Annotated in this window: 14 protein-coding genes; all 14 read right to left on the minus strand. The window is 37.4% G+C overall.

The features are described 5' to 3' along the window. Positions 1-86 precede the first annotated feature (86 nt). Positions 87-1,379 (minus strand): glutamate-1-semialdehyde 2,1-aminomutase, encoded by a 1,293-nt coding sequence (gene hemL, locus AC3CH7_RS12280; protein WP_031419306.1) that lies wholly within the window; start codon positions 1,377-1,379, stop codon positions 87-89. Then, positions 1,380-2,360: a porphobilinogen synthase gene (gene hemB, locus AC3CH7_RS12285; protein WP_012295480.1), complete on the minus strand. Its 981-nt coding sequence runs from the start codon at positions 2,358-2,360 to the stop codon at positions 1,380-1,382. It abuts the gene before it with no gap. After that, the gene (locus AC3CH7_RS12290; protein ID WP_012295481.1) at positions 2,357-3,118 is read right to left on the minus strand and encodes a uroporphyrinogen-III synthase; all 762 of its coding nucleotides are present in this window, start codon (positions 3,116-3,118) and stop codon (positions 2,357-2,359) included. Before AC3CH7_RS12290 ends, hemB begins: the two co-directional genes overlap by 4 nt. Next, a complete protein-coding gene (gene hemC / locus AC3CH7_RS12295) occupies positions 3,108-4,040 on the minus strand; it encodes a hydroxymethylbilane synthase (RefSeq protein WP_012295482.1) in 933 nt (310 codons plus the stop codon). Before hemC ends, AC3CH7_RS12290 begins: the two co-directional genes overlap by 11 nt. 18 nt (positions 4,041-4,058) lie before the next feature. Further along, positions 4,059-4,886: a cytochrome C assembly family protein gene (locus AC3CH7_RS12300; RefSeq protein ID WP_031419310.1), complete on the minus strand. Its 828-nt coding sequence runs from the start codon at positions 4,884-4,886 to the stop codon at positions 4,059-4,061. 173 nt (positions 4,887-5,059) lie between these two features. Beyond that, the gene (gene hemA / locus AC3CH7_RS12305; protein WP_012295484.1) at positions 5,060-6,424 is read right to left on the minus strand and encodes a glutamyl-tRNA reductase; all 1,365 of its coding nucleotides are present in this window, start codon (positions 6,422-6,424) and stop codon (positions 5,060-5,062) included. 196 nt (positions 6,425-6,620) lie between these two features. Beyond that, a complete protein-coding gene (locus tag AC3CH7_RS12310) occupies positions 6,621-9,542 on the minus strand; it encodes an S-layer homology domain-containing protein (protein ID WP_012295485.1) in 2,922 nt (973 codons plus the stop codon). 18 nt (positions 9,543-9,560) lie between these two features. After that, positions 9,561-11,009 carry an S-layer homology domain-containing protein gene (locus AC3CH7_RS12315; protein WP_031419312.1) on the minus strand — a complete coding sequence of 483 codons (1,449 nt, stop codon included), beginning with the start codon at positions 11,007-11,009 and terminating at the stop codon, positions 9,561-9,563. Positions 11,010-11,214: 205 nt separating this feature from the next. Continuing rightward, positions 11,215-12,873, minus strand: coding sequence for a hypothetical protein (locus tag AC3CH7_RS12320; protein ID WP_036217267.1), 1,659 nt, complete (start codon positions 12,871-12,873; stop codon positions 11,215-11,217). 145 nt (positions 12,874-13,018) lie between these two features. Continuing rightward, positions 13,019-13,192, minus strand: coding sequence for a YjfB family protein (locus AC3CH7_RS12325; protein ID WP_012295488.1), 174 nt, complete (start codon positions 13,190-13,192; stop codon positions 13,019-13,021). 135 nt (positions 13,193-13,327) lie between these two features. Further along, on the minus strand, positions 13,328-13,909 hold the full coding sequence (yihA, locus tag AC3CH7_RS12330) for a ribosome biogenesis GTP-binding protein YihA/YsxC (protein WP_031419314.1): 582 nt from the start codon (positions 13,907-13,909) through the stop codon (positions 13,328-13,330). Between the two features lie 4 nt (positions 13,910-13,913). Then, complete coding sequence (gene lon / locus AC3CH7_RS12335) at positions 13,914-16,238, minus strand: endopeptidase La (RefSeq protein WP_031419316.1); 2,325 nt, start codon at positions 16,236-16,238, stop codon at positions 13,914-13,916. A gap of 229 nt (positions 16,239-16,467) precedes the next feature. Continuing rightward, complete coding sequence (gene clpX, locus AC3CH7_RS12340) at positions 16,468-17,739, minus strand: ATP-dependent protease ATP-binding subunit ClpX (RefSeq protein WP_008180649.1); 1,272 nt, start codon at positions 17,737-17,739, stop codon at positions 16,468-16,470. Between the two features lie 513 nt (positions 17,740-18,252). After that, the gene (gene tig, locus AC3CH7_RS12345; RefSeq protein ID WP_012295491.1) at positions 18,253-19,542 is read right to left on the minus strand and encodes a trigger factor; all 1,290 of its coding nucleotides are present in this window, start codon (positions 19,540-19,542) and stop codon (positions 18,253-18,255) included. Between the last annotated feature and the right edge of the window lie 2 nt (positions 19,543-19,544).

The raw sequence follows: 19,544 nt of genomic DNA on the forward strand, positions 1-19,544 counted from the left end.
GTTCTTTTATTGCTCAAGTACTACAATGACTTCTAACTTATATAAAAAGGGCATGCTAGATTTTTTCTAGCATGCCCTATAAAACTTTACTTAGCCAATTGAGCAAACACTTTATGGAATGCAGCTACTGTTTTAGCAATATGTTCTTCCGTATGAGCTGTCGAAATAAATAACCCTTCAAACTGAGATGGTGGTAGGAAAATTCCTTCCTCAGCCATCAATCGGAAGTATTCAGCAAATAAAGCTAAATCCGATGATTTTGCAGTTGCAAAATCAATTACCTCTTCATTCGTAAAGAAGAAGCCAATCATTGAACCCGCACGATTAACAGTGTGAGGAATATTGTATTTCGTCGCCGCTTCGCGGAAACCAGCCTCTAACTGATCGCCTAGTTGTTTAAAGTATTCATAAGTACTGCGATCTAAACGTGATAACGTTTCATAGCCTGCTGTCATAGCTAATGGATTTCCTGAAAGTGTACCTGCTTGATAAATTGGACCGGCTGGTGCTACTTGCTCCATAATTTCTTTTGTACCGGCAAAGGCTCCTACAGGAAGGCCGCCGCCAATTACTTTCCCTAACGTCGTTATATCAGGTGTAACTCCAAAATAACCTTGTGCACAACCATAATCGACACGGAAGCCCGTCATAACCTCATCAAAGATTAATAACGAACCATGTGTAGATGTTAATTCGCGTAAACCTTCTAAGAAACCTGATTGTGGTGGTACAACACCCATATTCCCTGCAACTGGCTCTACAATAACTGCTGCTAACTCGGCACCAAATTTTTCAAAAACAGCTTTAGCGCCTTCTAAATCATTATAGGCTACCGTTAACGTATTACGAGCAACATCTGCTGGTACTCCAGGGCTATCAGGAAGACCTAATGTGGCAACTCCAGATCCTGCTTTAATTAATAATGAGTCACCATGACCATGATACGATCCTTCAAATTTTAAAATCTTATCACGACCTGTAACACCACGTGCTACACGTAATGCAGACATCGTAGCTTCTGTCCCTGAAGAAACAAAGCGAATCATTTCCATGCCTGGTAATCGATCTAATACTAATTGAGCTAATCGATTTTCTGTATAGGTTGGTGCACCAAAGGAAGAGCCTTTTGCCGCAGTTTCAGCAATTGCTTTGACAACCTCTGGATGAGTATGTCCTAAAATGAGTGGTCCCCAAGATAATACATAATCGATATATTCATTACCATCAATATCTTTAATAATAGCCCCATGGCCAGATTCCATAAAAATAGGGTCCATATTTACTGATTTGAATGCACGTACAGGGCTGTTAACACCTCCTGGCATTAACTGAACAGCTTCAGCATAGGCTTGTTTTGATTTTTCGTAAGAGCGTGTCATTTATTTCTCCTCCAACCAACGTGCAACATCTTTTGCATGATACGTAATAATTAAATCAGAGCCTGCACGTTTCATACCTAATAATGTTTCAAGCACAACTTTTTTCTCTTCAATCCAACCATTAATAGCAGCTGCTTTAATCATCGCATACTCACCTGAAACATTATACGCTACTAGTGGTAATGGATAATTATTTTTCATATCTCGGATAATATCTAAATAACTTAGGGCAGGCTTAACAATTAAGAAATCCGCCCCCTCTTCAATATCAGATTCTGCCTCACGGAATGCCTCTAATCGATTTGATGGGTCCATTTGATATGATTTACGATCACCAAATTGTGGTGCACCATCCGCCGCGTCACGGAATGGGCCATAGTAACTTGACGCATATTTCACCGCGTATGACATGATTGGAATATGTTCAAAGCCGGCTTCATCAAGCCCAGCACGAATCGCCGCAACAAAACCATCCATCATATTAGACGGAGCAATTATATCTGCGCCTGCCTTTACTTGTGATACTGCAGTGCGAGCTAAAACATCTAATGAAGGGTCATTTAAAATTTGATCGCCTTCAATTAGGCCGCAATGACCGTGATCCGTAAACTCACATAAGCATGTATCCGCAATGACCAAAAGCTCAGGGTGACGCGTTTTAATTAAGCGAGTCGCTTCTTGGACAATACCATGATCATGGAATGCACCAGTTCCAACAGCATCTTTTTCAGCTGGTAAACCAAATAAAATGACAGCTGGGATTCCTAATGCAACAACCTCATCAATTTCTGCTTCTAGTTTATCTAATGAAAATTGAAAAACACCAGGCATAGACTGTACTTCATTTTTAATATTTTCGCCCTCTATTACAAAAATAGGATAAATCAGGTCCTCTTTATGTAAGTATGTTTCTTTTACCATTGATCGCATCGTTGCATTGGCACGCAAACGACGATGTCTTTGAAATTGTAGTTTTGTCATGATTTGTCCCCTACTTTCATTAATTCTTCGATGACTGCTTGCATTGTATATACACTCGGCATAATATCCACAGTTGCACCGTATTGTTCAAGAGCCGCTTCCGTAATATGACCGATGGCTGCAACCCTTGTAGCCTGCCATCCAACATGTACCGCTACACTTTTTGCATATACATCTACAGCTGAAGGACTAGCAAAAATCACTGTGACGTCCTCATTGTGCTGAATGCAATTAATAATAGCTAACGTTTGATCTTGTCGTTCTATGGTTTCATAAACTGTCCATTCTTTTAAATTAAAGGGCAGTCCATCCTTCAACGTACTTTTCGCCTTTTCTCCACGAATAAACAGACAACTTGGATGGTCACCAGCTATATTTGGAAATTCCTTGACGAAAATATCAGCACTAAATACGGAAGGCATAAAGCTCACTTGAAATCCTAGATTTTCTAACGCTGTAGTTGTTTTAGTGCCAATGGAAGCAATTTTTGCGCGAAAATTTTTGGCACTTATTTGATGCCGTCCCATTTTATTAGCAAAGGCATCAACAGCATTTTGACTCGTAAAGATAACCCAGTCAAATTGAAGCGCACTATTCATTAGTTTTGCATCATTGTTGTCCATACGTTCGCATGTTTCAATTAATGGGGCAATTACTGCATGGCCACCTAAAGCTGCAATATCATCTACAATAGCTGTTGTTTTAGATGTACCTGTTAAAAGTACCGTTTTACCTCTTAAAGGTAAATCATTTTGCATCTTGCTCTGCCTTCACACGTTGAATTAAATCGAAGGCTCCTTGCTTCGTTAAAATAGTAGCGAGCTCTTCCCCTATTTTTTGTGCGTCCGAACCAACTACTGTTTCTTTATATACAACTGATGCATCAGGTGCAGCAACAAGGCCTGTTAAAGTAATTTCTTCCCCATTTGATGTGGCATAGCCAGCGATTGGTACTTGGCACCCGCCATCCATAGCCGCCAAGAATGCTCGTTCTGCATGTGCCTCTTGCCATGTTAATTGGTCTGTTAATTTAGCTAACTCGTCTAGTAGCTCGGTATCATCTTCACGGCATTCAATACCAAGAGAACCTTGTGCTACGGCTGGCAGGCAATCCTCCACTGATAAAAATTCAGTGACAACATCTTCACTCCAACCAAGTCGTTTTAAACCGGCTGCTGCTAAAATAATCGCGTCATATTCTTCGGTCTCAAGCTTAGCTAAACGTGTATCAACGTTCCCTCTAATCCATTTAATTTCAAGGTCAGGACGTACTGTTAGTAGCTGCGCACTACGACGTAAAGAACTTGTCCCGACTACAGCTCCTGCAGGTAGTTCAGAAAATTTAACATGTCCCTTCGAAATAAATGCGTCACGTGCATCTTCACGTGGAGGAATACAGCCAATTACTAAACCTTCCGGCAATACAGCAGGCATATCTTTCATAGAATGGACAGCAAAATCAATCTCTTTTTCGTAAAGGGCTTGTTCAATTTCTTTAACGAACAATCCTTTTCCGCCTACCTTTGAAAGCTGTACATCTAAAATCTGATCACCTTTTGTCACAATTTCTTTTACTTCAAATTCAAATGGAGCACCAGCAGCCTTTAATTCATTAATGAACCAATTTGTTTGCGTTAGTGCTAGCTTACTTCTCCTAGAACCTACAATAATTTTTCTCAACAGTCTCCAACCTTTCCTCTAATACCATAAATGGAATCGCGATAAACTACTTCCTAAGAAGAAATTCACAACAACTAATAGATAGGCATAAATATGTACCCATGCATAAGTTGTACCTGTCAGCTTGCTTTTGCGATTCACATATAAGATAAAGCAATACAAAATTAAAATAATGAAGGACCCTATGATTTTTGCATCGAAAATCGAAAGACTTTCTAATGTTAATAATGCCCATTCAAACCCTAATATTAAACTTATAAATAGCATTGGGATCCCAATAAAGAATGATACATTCATCCAGTTGCTCGTTTGCTGTAAAGATGGCAGTCTTGTCCATAGATGCGACCACTTTTTCTTCTTCAATAAACGATATAAAACTAGATATAATATGGCAAACACAAATGTTAAAGTGAATGCTGCATATGACAAAATTGCAAATGATATATGAATAAAAAGCATTTCCGAAATTAAAGTATCTCCGACAGTCCCAGTAGGACGTTTAGGCATAAACGTAAATATACTAGCGAACAAAAATCCTAATATATTTATAATAAATACCGGCAAGTCTACTCTTGCAATACAGTGCAGGATAATGGATAACGTCACAAGTAACCAGGAATAAAAGAGGATCCCCTCAGACAAAGATAAGATCGGAAAGCGTTTTGTTTCCACAAACGTTAAAATAATAATGGCACCTTGAATCATCCATACAAATGAAACAAGCCAGAAAGCAATGCGCCTTGCTCGTACTTGCTTATAAAAATAATCAGTAAAGTAAAAAACTAGACTGATTGCATACAAGACGATCATCACCTCATAAAGCCTTGTCATGGTCAAATCCGCCAATAGACATCCCTTCTTTGTAGTGAAATTGTAATGCTGAAATAAGAAAACAAAAAACGTTTTCGTATCCTAAGTTTACCATACAGATACGAAAACGCCTCATGTAATATCAGTAGAGAATCCAATTGCATAAAACCACTTCGTACAGCTTCAGTGTACAAAACGCAATAGATAATTTAGAAAGAATACTTTGGTTCAGCAGAAGTTTGAGTTGCCTGTGCGCGTTCTTTACGCTCAAGCTCTTGCTTCGTCATCTCTTGAACTTCAGCTTCCACAGCTTCTTCTATACCAAAAATTTGTTGGAATAAACGTAACTGTTCATTTGCTTTTGGAGAATTGGCCATTTCTTTAGCCTGTAAGATTGGCTCTTTTAATAATTGATTAATAATTGATTTTGTATGTTTACTTAAAATTTTACGTTCACGTTCCGTTAAATCTGGCATTTTGTTCTCGATACTAGTCATCGTCTCTTCTTGAATACGATTTGCTTTTTTACGTAATGCAGAAATCACAGGTACGACACCAAGTGTTGACACCCAGTCTTTAAATTGAATCACTTCATGCCCAATCATATCCGTAATATCAGCAGCAGCACGTTCGCGCTCAGCTAAATTGGCTTCGACAATTCCTTGTAAATCATCAATATCATACAAGAACACATTTGGTAAATCGCCAACACGTGGATCGATATCACGAGGAACAGCTATATCTACCATAAATAACGGTTTTCCTTTACGCAAACGTTCGACAAATTGCATGAGCTCATAATCAATGACATAATCTGTTGCACCAGTCGATGTAATTAAAATATCTGCTTCTAATAAGGAACATTGTAATTCCTTCATAGATTTAGCTTGACCATGGAATTTTGCGGCTAAGCTTTCCGCTTTTTCAAACGTACGATTAATCACGGTTACTTTTCCTACTCCACTGCCGTAGAGATTTTCAATCGCAAGCTCCCCCATTTTCCCTGCGCCTAGAATAGCTACATGCTTACGTTGTAAAGAGCCAAAAATTTTCTTTGCTAATTCTACTGCTGCATAAGAAACGGATACCGCATTCTCGCCGATAGCTGTCTCATTATGTGCTCGCTTTGCAAATGTTACCGCTTGTTTAAATAGTTGATTGTAAACCGTCCCTGTCGTGCCAATCTCTTGTCCACTTAAAAAGCTTTTTTTTACTTGCCCTAAAATTTGTGTTTCACCTAGAACCATTGAATCGATCCCAGCTGTCACTTTAAATAAATGTTCGACTGCCTCATCCTCTTCACGAATTGTTAAATACGAAGAAAATGTCTCCACAGGCAAGTCAAACCAATCTGCTAAAAATTGTTTCACAAAATGACGTCCAGTATGCAATTGATCCACAACAGCATAAATTTCTGTACGATTACATGTCGAAACAATAACGTTTTCTAATATACTTTTCTGCTTTTGCAGCGCTTCCATTGCCTGAGGTAGTTCACTCTCAATGAATGATAACTTCTCTCTTATTTCAACAGGCGCTGTTTTATAATTCAAGCCTACTACGATGGTATGCATGAATAACACCTCACACGTTCTAATTCACAAATCTCATTATAGCACAGTTCGACAATAGTTCATCTATAATTTGTGAACATGTCATGAAGAACCGCATTCCGTTACCTACATTAGAATTATTATAAACTAAGTGTAACAAATTATACGTTTTGTTTCAAATTAAAAAACTGCCCCTAGATGGCGGCAGTTTTTTCCATTAATTTGTGATGGAAACAGTTTTCATTGAAATAATATTTCCATCTTTATCGTATGCGATTAAGTCAATCTCATTGCTAACTTTAAAGTCCTGCATAGTTTGTACTGTTTTCGTTAACATAAACACATGATCACTACGTTTTAGCAACTCGAATTGTACATCTCCACTAATTGATTTGTAACGTACATTAATCTTCGCAACGTTTGGACAATTACCATCAATACGAGCGCTCATTGTGAGATAGCCTTTTCGTAATGACACATTGGCTTCTTCAAATAAATCATCAGGATTGATACAGCTTGATGCTGGAGTTTTACATAAAATAGCATCAATCAACTTTTGGAACACCTGATGCAATTGTAAATTATCAAGCGCATGATAATAAGCTCCGCCTGTTTCTGTAGACAGTTGCATTAACGTAGCATCATTTATTTGTGATTTCTTGCCCATACTCACGGTATATATTTTTACACCTTGCTTTTTCGCATCATTAATAGCTTTTATCATTTTTGATTTGCTTGTTTTCCCATCAGATACAACCACAATAGCCTTAGCTGTTTTTGTATCGTTTGAGAATTTCGTTAATGCAATATCAATACCTGCAAAAATATCTGTAGCACCTTTATCTTTAGATGCTTTATAGAGGTCCTTCTTCAATACCGCATCTGTTGTACCCTCACCAAGAATTGTTGCCTTTGTGTTGGTTTCGATAACAATGTTATTTTTCGCCTTCAATTGATTGATGAATTCAATCATTTTCTTACCACGATAATTCGTTGGATCAACAGCCTTCATAGAAGAAGAATAATCCACTACATAAGCCATTTCTGTTGCTAATGAGCATGAATTTTTACTGAAGTTCGGATTAGTGAAAATATCTTTCGTCACTGTTTTATCTTTTAAACCCTTCAAAATCGTTGCATAGCGAGGGTCTATTGGATTGACAAGGGTTGCTTCTACTTTGGATTTCCCATAAATAATGGAATCAAAGTATGCAACAGCCGTACCTGGACTACCTGTATTGTTTAATGGATCTGAAGTATTCGTAATAAATGAAGCTGTTTTTTCTACTCCATCAAACTTAATTTTCACTGTTCCTTGATAATCCGTAACAGGTTCTCCACCAGGACGAACTAAAGTCACCATGACTTTTGTATATCGATCCTTGCCAGATGGTCTAGAAGCTGCATCTGCACTTTCTTTCAATGCCTCTACTCGTTTTTTATAGGCCTCTACTTGTCCTAGTAGCTTCCCGCCTTGATATTTTAATAGTACCGTACGATCATAGTTACTTAAGTTTGTAAAGATAGAATAAATTTTCATGACACTATCATAATGTTCTAGTGTCAATTTTTTTTCTTCTGGCATATGGTTCATAAGCTGGATGATGGCTCCAACTGGGTTAATGTTCTCTACCTGAGAGGCGATAGCATCATCAATACCTTGAACACGATAAATCGGACGACCATCTTCAGAAATCATATACATAATTTCTGTTTTAGCTGGGGATGTTACAGAGTTATCCAAACGACGATTTAAAAGTTCCTCAAATAGATAAACAGAAATATTGTAGTTTTCAAATTGTAAAATAGCATTTTCATAGCCTAGGGCTGGATATCTAGAATCTGAGCCTCCGTAACGTAAATAGACATTTTGTACATTACCTAAAGCGTCTGTTACATTAGTTTGCTGCCCAATACTAAATAGCTTTTTATCCCCATCATACTTCAATGGAACTGGTGCGTACACATCAATTAAGTTTTGTGTGAAGAACTCTGGCAATTTCTCATATGGGACATATGGTGGTGTCACATTGCCATTATCATCATCTGTATTTGTAGGATCATATACTTGGTAATCAATACGCAATTCTGGTTGTGGTGAATAACGCACCTCTGCTTTTAATTTTTGCCCAACAAGACACTTCATTGCTGGATCAGTGTTATTAACTAATTCAAAGGAAATAATGTCACGAGCAGATTTCATTAATTTTGGTGCTACAACAATAGCTGACACAGTTGAACCATCAGATTGGACAGTTCTAACTGCTTCACCGGAAGTATCGATAATCGTACCGTAATTTGAAGTCACACGGAATGTATAGGATTTATCATCCGCAATAGGATCACCATTACAAGCCTTTAACGATACCGTCACAAGTGTTGAATCCACTTCATTCGCAATTAAATCAGGTTTTTCCACCACAATACTTTGCAATGCATTATTTACATACTCGGGTCCAGTAAAATCATTGGAATTATCCTTTGGTTCTTCAAAATCAGCACTATTGGAGCCCATAAACCCTGGTGGTAACGTAATGCTATCATTATCACGGCCAGCCGCACTACGTGTTAATCCTTGTACTGCAAAGTTACCATTTTGAACTGCTCTGTATAAGAATGTTGCGACATCACCACGCGTTAATTTTGTTGATGGATTAAAGCTTGCAAATGTCTTTTTGCCTGAACTACTTGTAGATAAATTATTTGAATATAAATATTGAACTGCCTGTGGTTCATCTAAATCCACACCTTTAAAAGCAGCATATATTCGTGCAAATTGACCCCGAGTAATCGCTTTTGATCGATTAGCATTTACGTGCGTTCCATTAAACGGTAAATAAAAGTCACTATAAAAGTTATAAGCCACACTATCGATATAAGATAATGCGTAGTTGCGGTCTAGCTTAGCAAACATAAGGACAAGCTCTCGATCTGTCACTTGCTCATTTGGTAAAAAGTTATTGGCATTGTTCAAAGACATCAATTCATTGTCAACAGCCCAAGAAATGGCTTTATAGTTGCTACTATTTGTCGGAACATCTCTAATTGTTGTTGCTGCTTGTGTAACAACAGGTGTTGCTGTCATCAAGAGAAGCATGAAGCACAGCATAGTAAGCCATGCTTTTTTTATATATGTCATGGTAGTTCAGCCCTTTCTTTAGTTAAAGAACAATATGTCATCACGATAGTTTTGTTTTAAGTCGTCCTCCAAATATTTCAGGAATCGTTCTAGGACAACGGAAGCTTCTGCACGAGATAGCGGCTTATTTGGATTAAAACGTCCGGCAGAATCGCCAATCATCAATCCAAGCTCATTGGCGATATAGATACCATCTCTTGCATAGTTCGGAATTTGATTGTCATCAGTAAATTTCGTTAAATAGCCAGGATTCGGCGCTCTATTTTCTAGTCCTAAGGCACGAACAAAGATAGTAGCAGCCTGTGCTCTTGTGATAGCACCATCAGGCATGAAATAATCGGCAGAAACCCCTTTAATGATTCCTTTATTTAAGGCTGATTCAATATAGGAATAGTCTTTAGTCGATCGTTTTAAATCCTTAAAGACACTTGCAGTAGGAGCCTTTCTTGATTTCTTCTCTTCAAACACGCGTAAGTCAACTGCTTTACCAATAGCTGTAGTAAAATCAATACGTTTCATTGGCGTTTTAGGTGAGAAGAAATTGCTTGAATCCGAATAAATACCTAGAGAATAAAGTTTTTCAATTGCTTCTTTCGCATAATGGTTTGTTAAATCCCGGAATTTAGGAATAATAAGGCGTTCAATAGTTGGCATATATTCTGTATCTAAATCTAGTGTGCCTTTTTGTCCTGAAGCTAAATTATAAGTGTATTCCGATATAACATCCTTTTCACTGACAACAGCATATCCACCTTCGAAGCTGCCTAAAGTACCTAGATTCTCCTCGTAATTCAAGACACGTGATTTACTTGTAGATACACGATTTTTCACATGGCTTGTCTTACCATCACTAAATGTATAAACAGACTCTGAAATTTGTGTTTCAGTTGCACCCCAAAAGTTTTCATAGCCTGCATGTCTGCTATCAGTTTCAATTGTAATCGTGTTTTTAACCGCATTTTTCCCTTTGCCAGTTTCATAAGCATAGGTCTTTCTCGAAATTACATTTCCCGAGTAATAATCAGAAGCTGCGCGATTATCTGTAACAGTTCCTTGGGAAAATTGATAATCGACTAAAGAATAAGTAATCGATCCGATAGTAATTTTTTCAGTATATTTCTTAACCTCTCCATTAGAAGTTTTCTGACCAATACTTGCATAATCCACAACATCTGACTCATAGGCAATGTTTCTTGTTAATGTAGCGCCATTGTTGCCAGTTAACTTCATACTATACGTTTCAGTTAGTTTGCCCTTGGATTCTTTTTGTGAAATTTTAATATCTTTGCTTGTCCCTTTAAAAATAACAGGTGACCCTGAAAGAAATATCGCTTCCTCATATGTATATTCATTTTTCACGGCACCCGTTGTTTCTAATGAAGCAGCAGAAGCACTGAATGGCGTAATCGAATTAATGACAAAAATAGCCAGAACGACTAACACTAATTTTGACCAATGTTTTTGCATGCGTTTATCCTCTCTTTCACTGTACATAAAGTGAATCATGATGCTAGCTTTAAACTCTAAAACAAAAATCTGCTTATCCTTCGAAAGTATTGACAATTTTAGCCTATAAGCCTAAGCGAAGAATTCTTTTTAATCAGGAATACATCGCCTTTTTTGCTAATACTGTTCGCATTAGACTCGCAGATTTTTTAATTTGTTATTTACATTAATCTACTAAAATAAAATGTCCCTTCACAAAGCGATCCGATAATACAACTAAACGATCCGATGGCTGTAAATCAGAGGCCTGAATCACTTTGCCTGCTTTTATCAGTGTCGCTTGGTCAATATTCATATTAATCATCTCACCTGCTTCATACCAACGGCCATTTTGCCATTGACTAACACTCTTAACATTAATGACAGCAGGGTACGTTGATTTCACAGATTGCAACTTCCCTGTAAGCATTAATGGTGCAACAGGCTTCGCATTATCTAAAATATGAAGTGCTTGTACATGGCCATCCTTCACATAGAAGTAACCATAATGGCCCTCGGATAAATAAAGTTCAATATCAGGCATAACACTATAGGTTCTATTTCCGTCATCAACTTTTGCCTTTGTTGAATTACTTACAGAAAGTACAGTACGATCCGTTTTCTTGAAAACATTGGATTCAATTTTCATAGCATCATCAATTTCAATCAGATATCCATCAGCTTGAGATAATCGTCCATAATATAATTCATGACCAGCTAAGTTTGGTGACATAAAGCTATCACTCGTCACTTGCACTACCTGTGCATAATGATCACGGGCAGCACCATCTGCAATCACAAATGCAGTACCATAAGCCATAAGCCCCGTTGGTTCAATTAAACGTCCATTACGAATTAAAATAGTTCCGTTATGGAAATACATTGAACCCGCTGTTTTAAGCTTTAACAGTTTGTAATCTGTATCCACAGATAGCATTGGTTCATAATAAGTGCGTTCATTGTTTTTTAATACTACAATTTTCTCTATAACTTCTTTTCCAAATTGTTTTACAGTCGCGTAGTATGCTTCACTACCAATATAATTTTTAAGTTGACCCTTCTCTACTTTAGTATTTCCAACATATATTGGCACCTTGGAAGTAAAAGGCATCGTTGAAAGGTCTGTAGTAATTTTAGAGCCAAACTGCCAGTTAACAAAAGCATGTTGATTTTTGACAGTTAATTTATTGGCATTAGGGTTTACCGCTTGTATTTCGCCTTTATATAGGTTTTCTACTAGAGTACCCGTTTCACTTATCGCTATTTTAGTAACGATAGAAGTATTTTTATTCTTCAAGCTCAATTTAATTCGATCTCCAACATACAGTGCACTGATATCTGTTGCTGATGAGCTTTTTTGATAAACGGTTTCTTTATTTATATAATAGATAGATTCTGCACCAACATCTGGTTTTACCATAATAAATAATCCATTAGGATCAATACTCGTTACAACACCAGCAATTGTTGTACTGTTGCCTCCAGTCGATGGAACATTCGTTTCTGTTGGTAAATTTGATTTCCCTCGTAGTTCCACCACACTTCTTAAAGATATGTCAGCTTCCACTTCCATACCCAGTTTAAAACCTTCTATAGTTGTGGACGTATTATTAATAAATAATCGAGTGTTCTTATTGATATTGTAGGTTACAGTACGCCCTCGATCATTTTGCAATGTCACTTTACTAAGCTGCTTTTCAATCGTGCCATCTGGTTTTGTATATTCTGAATATGTTACATCGACAAAGGTACCAGTCACTAGTTGGGCTGCCTTAGCTGTTTGGTTAAAGGAAAAAACTAGAACCATTAGTAACATAATCGATAGTATGTATGAATACTTTTTCAAAACTGCTGCCTCCTTGCTAAAATTTAGTCATGAATAGTATATCGTATTATTGGTAGTTTTTCTCATTCATAAAGTTACAATTTCTATCGCTACCCGTTAATTTTTAAAAGTAGAGGTAGCTTTCAATTAAAGCTACCTTTCCTGCTCAGACCTGAACATCAATTGTATGTCCAGCTGTCGGATGTGGAGCATCTAACATTTCAACTAATTGTTCTGTGTTTTGCTGTTGCATCTCCATCGCTTGTTTTGTTACAGCTAAAGATACATTTTGCATAAGTGTTGCTTGATTCATTGCCATCGATAAAGCTGCTATATCCATACAGTCCACCTCCTATCTACCTTATCGGTCAAATATTTAATTTCTCAAGTATATTCTCCAACTTTCTCTCCATACCTTATACAAAAATAAAAAGCATCTACAGTCCTAATCAATAGAACCAATAGATGCTTTTTTTTACATTCTATTTTCGATAGTTCGCCAAGCCTCTTCAAAACCAAGGCCTGATTCTGAAGAAAAGACAATAAGTGGATCATTTTTTTCCATCTCCAATGTCTCTTTGACAATTTTTTTATGCTTATCCCATTTACCTTTTGGAATTTTATCTGCCTTTGTTGCAATCACAATGCAAGGAATATTATAATGCTTTAAAAAATCATACATCATGCGATCATCTGCCGTTGGAGGATGACGCAAATCAACAATTTGTACAACTGCTTTTAATTCTTGGCGCCCTGTAAAGTAACGCTCAATCATTTTTCCCCACGCTTCACGCTCTGATTTCGAAACCTTAGCATAACCATAACCTGGAACGTCTACAAAAAATAATTGTTCTTCGATTTTATAGAAGTTAAGTGTTTGTGTCTTACCTGGTTTTGACGAAATACGCGCTAAAGCTTTACGTCCGATCATTCGATTAATGAAGGAAGATTTCCCTACATTTGAACGACCAGCTAATGCAAATTCTGGCAGTCCATCTTCTGGATATTGGTCTGGTCTTACCGCACTAATGACCATTTCGACATTATGGACTTTCATTTTTCTAAATACCTCCGTCCAGTGCATAGGCTAATACTTCATCTGCCGATGACACTAGTTTAAATGTAAGTTGCTCACGGACACTGTCAGGAATATCTTCTATATCGCGTTCATTATCCTTTGGACAAATAATAGTCGTTAATCCTGCACGATGAGCACTTAATGTTTTTTCTTTCAAACCACCTATAGGTAGTACTCGACCACGTAATGTGATCTCGCCTGTCATCCCTACTTCCCTGCGAATCGGTCGGTTAAGAATTGCAGAGACAATGGCTGTTGCCATTGTAATACCTGCAGATGGTCCATCTTTAGGGACAGCACCTTCTGGAACATGAATATGAATATCATGTGTATCAAAGTATTCTGGATCTACTTGAAGCTGCTCCATTTTTGTTCGAACATAGGATAAAGCAGTTTGAGCTGATTCCTTCATGACATCTCCCAGCTTACCTGTTAGTTGCAATTTGCCTTTTCCAGGGGTTAAGGATACTTCAATTTGTAACGTGTCGCCACCAACTGTTGTGTAAGCAAGACCAGTTGCAACCCCTACTTGATTTTCCTTTTCAGCCTGTCCATAACGGAAACGGTGTTTACCAAGCAATTCTTGTAAGGATTTTGAGCTAACCGTCACTCGTTTTTTCTCACCAGAGACAATTATTTTGGCAATTTTACGACATAGCGTAGCAATTTGACGTTCTAAACCACGTACCCCAGCCTCACGTGTATAATAACGTATTATATCAATTACTGCTTCATCTTTAATAACAACTTGTGTCTTTTTCAAACCGTGTTCTTTCAATTGCTTAGGAATTAAATGATTATTTGTAATTTGCGCTTTTTCAATTTCTGTATAGCCCGCTATAGAAATTACTTCCATACGATCTAACAATGGCCCTGGAATACTACTTAAATCATTGGCAGTGGCAATAAATAGGACATTAGATAAATCATATGTTTCCTCGATATAGTGATCACTAAATGTATTGTTTTGCGCAGGGTCTAAAACTTCTAGCATTGCTGCTGCAGGATCTCCTCTGAAGTCATTAGACATTTTATCAATTTCATCTAATAAAAATACCGGGTTAATGGTACCAGCCTTTTTCATTCCTTGGATAATACGACCTGGCATAGCGCCGACATACGTACGACGGTGCCCACGAATTTCAGATTCATCACGAACCCCACCTAATGAAATACGAATAAATTTACGATCTAAGCTTTCCGCGATGGAGCGAGCTAATGAAGTTTTCCCCACCCCTGGTGGTCCCGCTAAGCAAAGTATTGGGCCACGAAGTGAATTTTTCAACTGACGTACAGCTAAATATTCAAGAACCCTTTCTTTAACTTTTTCTAAGCCAGCATGATCACGATTCAAAATGTTCTCAGCATGATCGATACTCATACGATCCTCAGTTGCATTTGTCCAAGGTAATGAAATGAGCCAATCGATGTAATTTCGGATAACGCCACTCTCGGCACTAGCACTTGGAATTTTTTCATATCTATCTAATTCTTTTAGTGCCACTTCTTTTGTCGACTCTGGCATCCCAGACTCATCAATGGATTTTCGTAATTCGGCTACTTCACCCGTTTTTCCTTCACGATCGCCAAGCTCTGTTTGGATAGCCTTCATCTGTTCACGTAAATAGTACTCTTTTTGCGTGCGCTCCATCGATTGCTTTACTTTTGAATTAATCTTCTTTTCCAGATCGAGTACTTCTTGCTCATCATGCAAACGAATAATTAAGTGATCTAGTCGTTTTTTTACATTTAGCATTTCCAATACTTCTTGCTTATCTGCAATTTTAAAAGGCAAATGTGATGCAATAATATCTGCTAAACGTCCAGGTTCCTCAATATCTGCAACAGTGTTGATGGTTTCGGCTGTTATTTTATTAGATGATTTGGCATATTTTTCAAAATACGTTAAGAGTGTACGCATTAAAGCTTGCGTTTCCACATCCTTATCCAACAAATCCTCTTTTACATCAATATCAACCAATGTATAATTTTCTAGCGCATGATAGTTTTTCCAAGAAGCACGCGCAACTCCTTCAACTAAAATTCGCAACGTACCATTTGGTAATTTTAACATTTGTTTGACATAAGCCATTGTACCAATCGCATATAAATCTTGTTCTTCTGGCTGTTCATCGTGCATTTCCTTTTGTGTTACCAATAAAATCATCTGGTCCTCTAACATTGCCTGTTCTAGCGCCGCTACAGAACGATTTCTACCCACATCAATATGTAACACCATCGATGGGAATACTAAAAGTCCACGTAAAGGTAATAATGGTACATTTGTTGTTTTTTGTATAGTTACCATGCGGGTATTCACCTCCGTCAAAATTTTCATGTTCAATTCCCGCGCTACTAGTATGTGTTTAAAAAACTGATTCACACTAGTTATTGAAACGAGCCAAAAATTTCTACAAGTCAGTTGGCCAATATGTAAGAATGAATAAAAAGCTGACTGTCGATATGTGCGAACATTGCACAATCGAAGTCAGCTAATTACTCTTTATCTCATAACGGTAGACAGCCAATTCTATACGCTATGCTGAAGTTTTTGTGTCGCTACCTTCATCGAGTTCAGTGCCATCTTCAAGAAGCAATTTCGGTTTTTCTTTATCCGTAATTGTTTTTGCAGTAATGATACATTTTTTTACGTCTTCACGTGAAGGCAGTTCGTACATTACATCAAGCATCGTTGACTCAATTATTGAACGAAGACCACGTGCACCTGTTTTACGCTCGATTGCTTCCTTCGCAATTTCCGCAAGCGCACCTTCATCAAACTCAAGCTCAACACCGTCTAGTTCAAGCATTTTCTGATATTGCTTAGCTAGTGCATTTTTAGGCTCCGTCAAAATTTGTACAAGTGCAGCTTCATTTAATTGCTCTAGGCTAGCTAGTACTGGTAATCGACCAATGAACTCTGGTATTAGACCAAATTTCAGTAAATCCTCAGGAATCAGCTTAGACATGATAGAACCTTCATCTACGTCCACTATATTCGGATCTGATCCAAATCCAATTATTTTTTCACCTTGGCGACGTTTAATGATGGATTCAATACCATCGAATGCTCCACCTACAATGAATAGAATATTGGTTGTATCGATTTGTAAAAACTCTTGATGAGGATGTTTTCGGCCACCTTGTGGTGGAACACTTGCAACAGTTCCTTCTAAAATTTTAAGAAGTGCTTGTTGAACACCTTCGCCAGAAACATCACGTGTAATGGATGGGTTTTCTGACTTACGTGCAACTTTATCAATTTCATCAATATAGATAATACCTTTTTCAGCGCGTTCGATATCATAATCTGCTGATTGGATTAGCTTTAATAAAATATTTTCAACGTCCTCACCAACATATCCTGCTTCAGTTAATGAAGTAGCATCCGCGATGGCGAATGGAACATTTAATATACGTGCTAACGTTTGAGCTAATAAAGTTTTACCGCTACCAGTTGGGCCGATTAACACAATGTTCGATTTTGCCAATTCTACATCATCAATTTTACTGTTTGTATTGATGCGTTTATAGTGATTATAAACCGCAACTGCTAATGCTTTTTTAGCACGCTCTTGTCCAATTACATACTCATCTAAAATCGTTAGAATCTCTTTTGGTTTTGGAATATCTTGAAATTCGATTTCCTCTTCTACACCTAGTTCCTCAACAACGATTTCTGAACAAAGCTCAATACACTCATCACAAATATACACACCAGGACCTGCTACTAATTTACGTACTTGTTCTTGTGGTTTTCCACAGAATGAGCATTTTAAATTGCCTTTTTCATCATTAAATTTGAACAATATGTTTCACCCCTATTCAAGCAACAATCTTACAAGATTATTGAACCTTTATCAAATAAATTGTCTGCATCATTTACGCCTTCGCATTCATGCAAGTAGATTATAACGTCATGTTGTTTACTTCCTTCGCCGTCTGCAGCATATTTTTCAGGAACCCATTTGCGTAACCTTTCGTTACCTAAGGTCTCGGTTCTTCACTACTGACACATAAGATTCAAGCTGTCATCAACTACTGATTTCTCGATCAGCTACATAGCTTTTTATTTATAAATCTACTACATTCATCTACAAAGGCTTTGTTCATTCGAAGATATGTTGATTGTTAATGTCCTTATGATCTTACAGAATGAAGTTAAATGAGCATCGTGTAAAAATAAAAACAATACTATGTATGTGAAGTGTAAAGTGAGTCGTACTAAACTTTAAGGGGACTGATTTTTAGTTGATGTGATAAAACAAGGCACGGTTTAATGCCGTACCTTGTTTTTTTTAGCTATCTAATTACATAAAATCTTATTCAGTAATTTTAGCGTTTTCTACTAAAAACTCAACTGTTTTTTGGATTTTGATGTCGTTTTCAAGTACTGCCGTACCACCTAAAGCACCTGTGATTTGCTCTTTAGTCATGTTGAATTGAGCAGCCATTTTTTCTAATTCTGCTTCAATATCAGCTTCAGTTGCTTCAATTTTTTCAGCTTCAGCAATCGCTTCTAGTGTTAAAGATACACGTACACGGCTTTCTGCTTCTTCTTTCATTTGACCACGTAAATCTTCTTCTGATTGACCAGAGAATTGGTAGTATAAATCTAAGTTCATACCTTGTGTTTGTAGACGTTGGCCAAACTCTTGTAACATACGATCAGTTTCAGAGTTAATCATACCTGCTGGTACTTCAAACTCAGCATTTTCAGAAGCTTTTTCTACTAGCTCATCACGAAGAGCTGCATCAGATTCAGCTACCTTTTGTGCTGCAGTTTGTTCTTTAATTTTAGCGCGTAAAGCTTCTACGCTTTCCACTTCTGAATCTAATTCTTTTGCGAATTCATCATTTAATTCAGGAAGAACTTTTGTTTTAACTTCTTTCACTGTTACTTTGAAAGTAGCTTCTTTACCTGCTAATTCAGCCGCATGGTATTCTTCTGGGAATGTAACAACTACATCTTTAGATTCGCCAGCTTTCACACCAGTTAATTGCTCTTCAAAACCAGGAATGAAAGAACCTGAACCGATTTCTAGTGGGTAGTCTTCACCTTTACCACCTTCAAAAGCTTCGTCACCTACGAAACCTTCGAAATCAATTACTGCTGTATCGCCTTCAACGATTGCTTCATCTTCTTTAATTTCTAGTTCAGCTTTACGAGCTAATTGCTCTTGAATTTGAGCATCTACTTCTTCATCAGTTACTTCAACTGGAAGCTTAGCTACTTCTAGACCTTTGTAGTCACCTAGTTTTGGTTCTGGTTTAACTGTTACTTGTGCAGTGAATGAGAAATCTTGACCATGTACAAAGTTTTCTGTACCTGCGATTTCTGGGTAATCAACTGGCATAATTCCAGCTTCATCGATTGCCTTTGCATAAGAATCAGGAACGATAATTTCTAATGCATCTTGGTATAAAGATTCGATACCAAAACGCTGTTCAAACATTTTACGAGGCATTTTACCTTTACGGAAACCTGGTACATTAATTTGTTTTACAACTTTTTTGAACGCTTGGTCCATTGCTGCATCTACTTCTGCAGCTGGTACTTCAATTGTAAGAGTACCGATATTACCTTCTTGTTTTTCCCATTTTGCTGACATGT

It is taken from the genome of Lysinibacillus sp. F12, from assembly GCF_057773605.1.

Bases quoted from the DNA above. Each gene is read 5' to 3' on its own strand.
- AC3CH7_RS12325 (WP_012295488.1), bottom strand. From the start codon at position 13,192: ATGGATATAGCAGCTTTATCGATGGCAATGAATCAAGCAACACTTATG.
- hemL (WP_031419306.1), bottom strand. From the start codon at position 1,379: ATGACACGCTCTTACGAAAAATCAAAACAAGCCTATGCTGAAGCTGTT.
- lon (WP_031419316.1), bottom strand. From the start codon at position 16,238: ATGGTAACTATACAAAAAACAACAAATGTACCATTATTACCTTTACGT.
- yihA (WP_031419314.1), bottom strand. From the start codon at position 13,909: ATGAAAGTCCATAATGTCGAAATGGTCATTAGTGCGGTAAGACCAGAC.
- AC3CH7_RS12310 (WP_012295485.1), bottom strand. From the start codon at position 9,542: ATGACATATATAAAAAAAGCATGGCTTACTATGCTGTGCTTCATGCTT.
- hemB (WP_012295480.1), bottom strand. From the start codon at position 2,360: ATGACAAAACTACAATTTCAAAGACATCGTCGTTTGCGTGCCAATGCA.
- AC3CH7_RS12315 (WP_031419312.1), bottom strand. From the start codon at position 11,009: ATGCAAAAACATTGGTCAAAATTAGTGTTAGTCGTTCTGGCTATTTTT.
- tig (WP_012295491.1), bottom strand. From the start codon at position 19,542: ATGTCAGCAAAATGGGAAAAACAAGAAGGTAATATCGGTACTCTTACA.
- hemA (WP_012295484.1), bottom strand. From the start codon at position 6,424: ATGCATACCATCGTAGTAGGCTTGAATTATAAAACAGCGCCTGTTGAA.
- AC3CH7_RS12290 (WP_012295481.1), bottom strand. From the start codon at position 3,118: ATGCAAAATGATTTACCTTTAAGAGGTAAAACGGTACTTTTAACAGGT.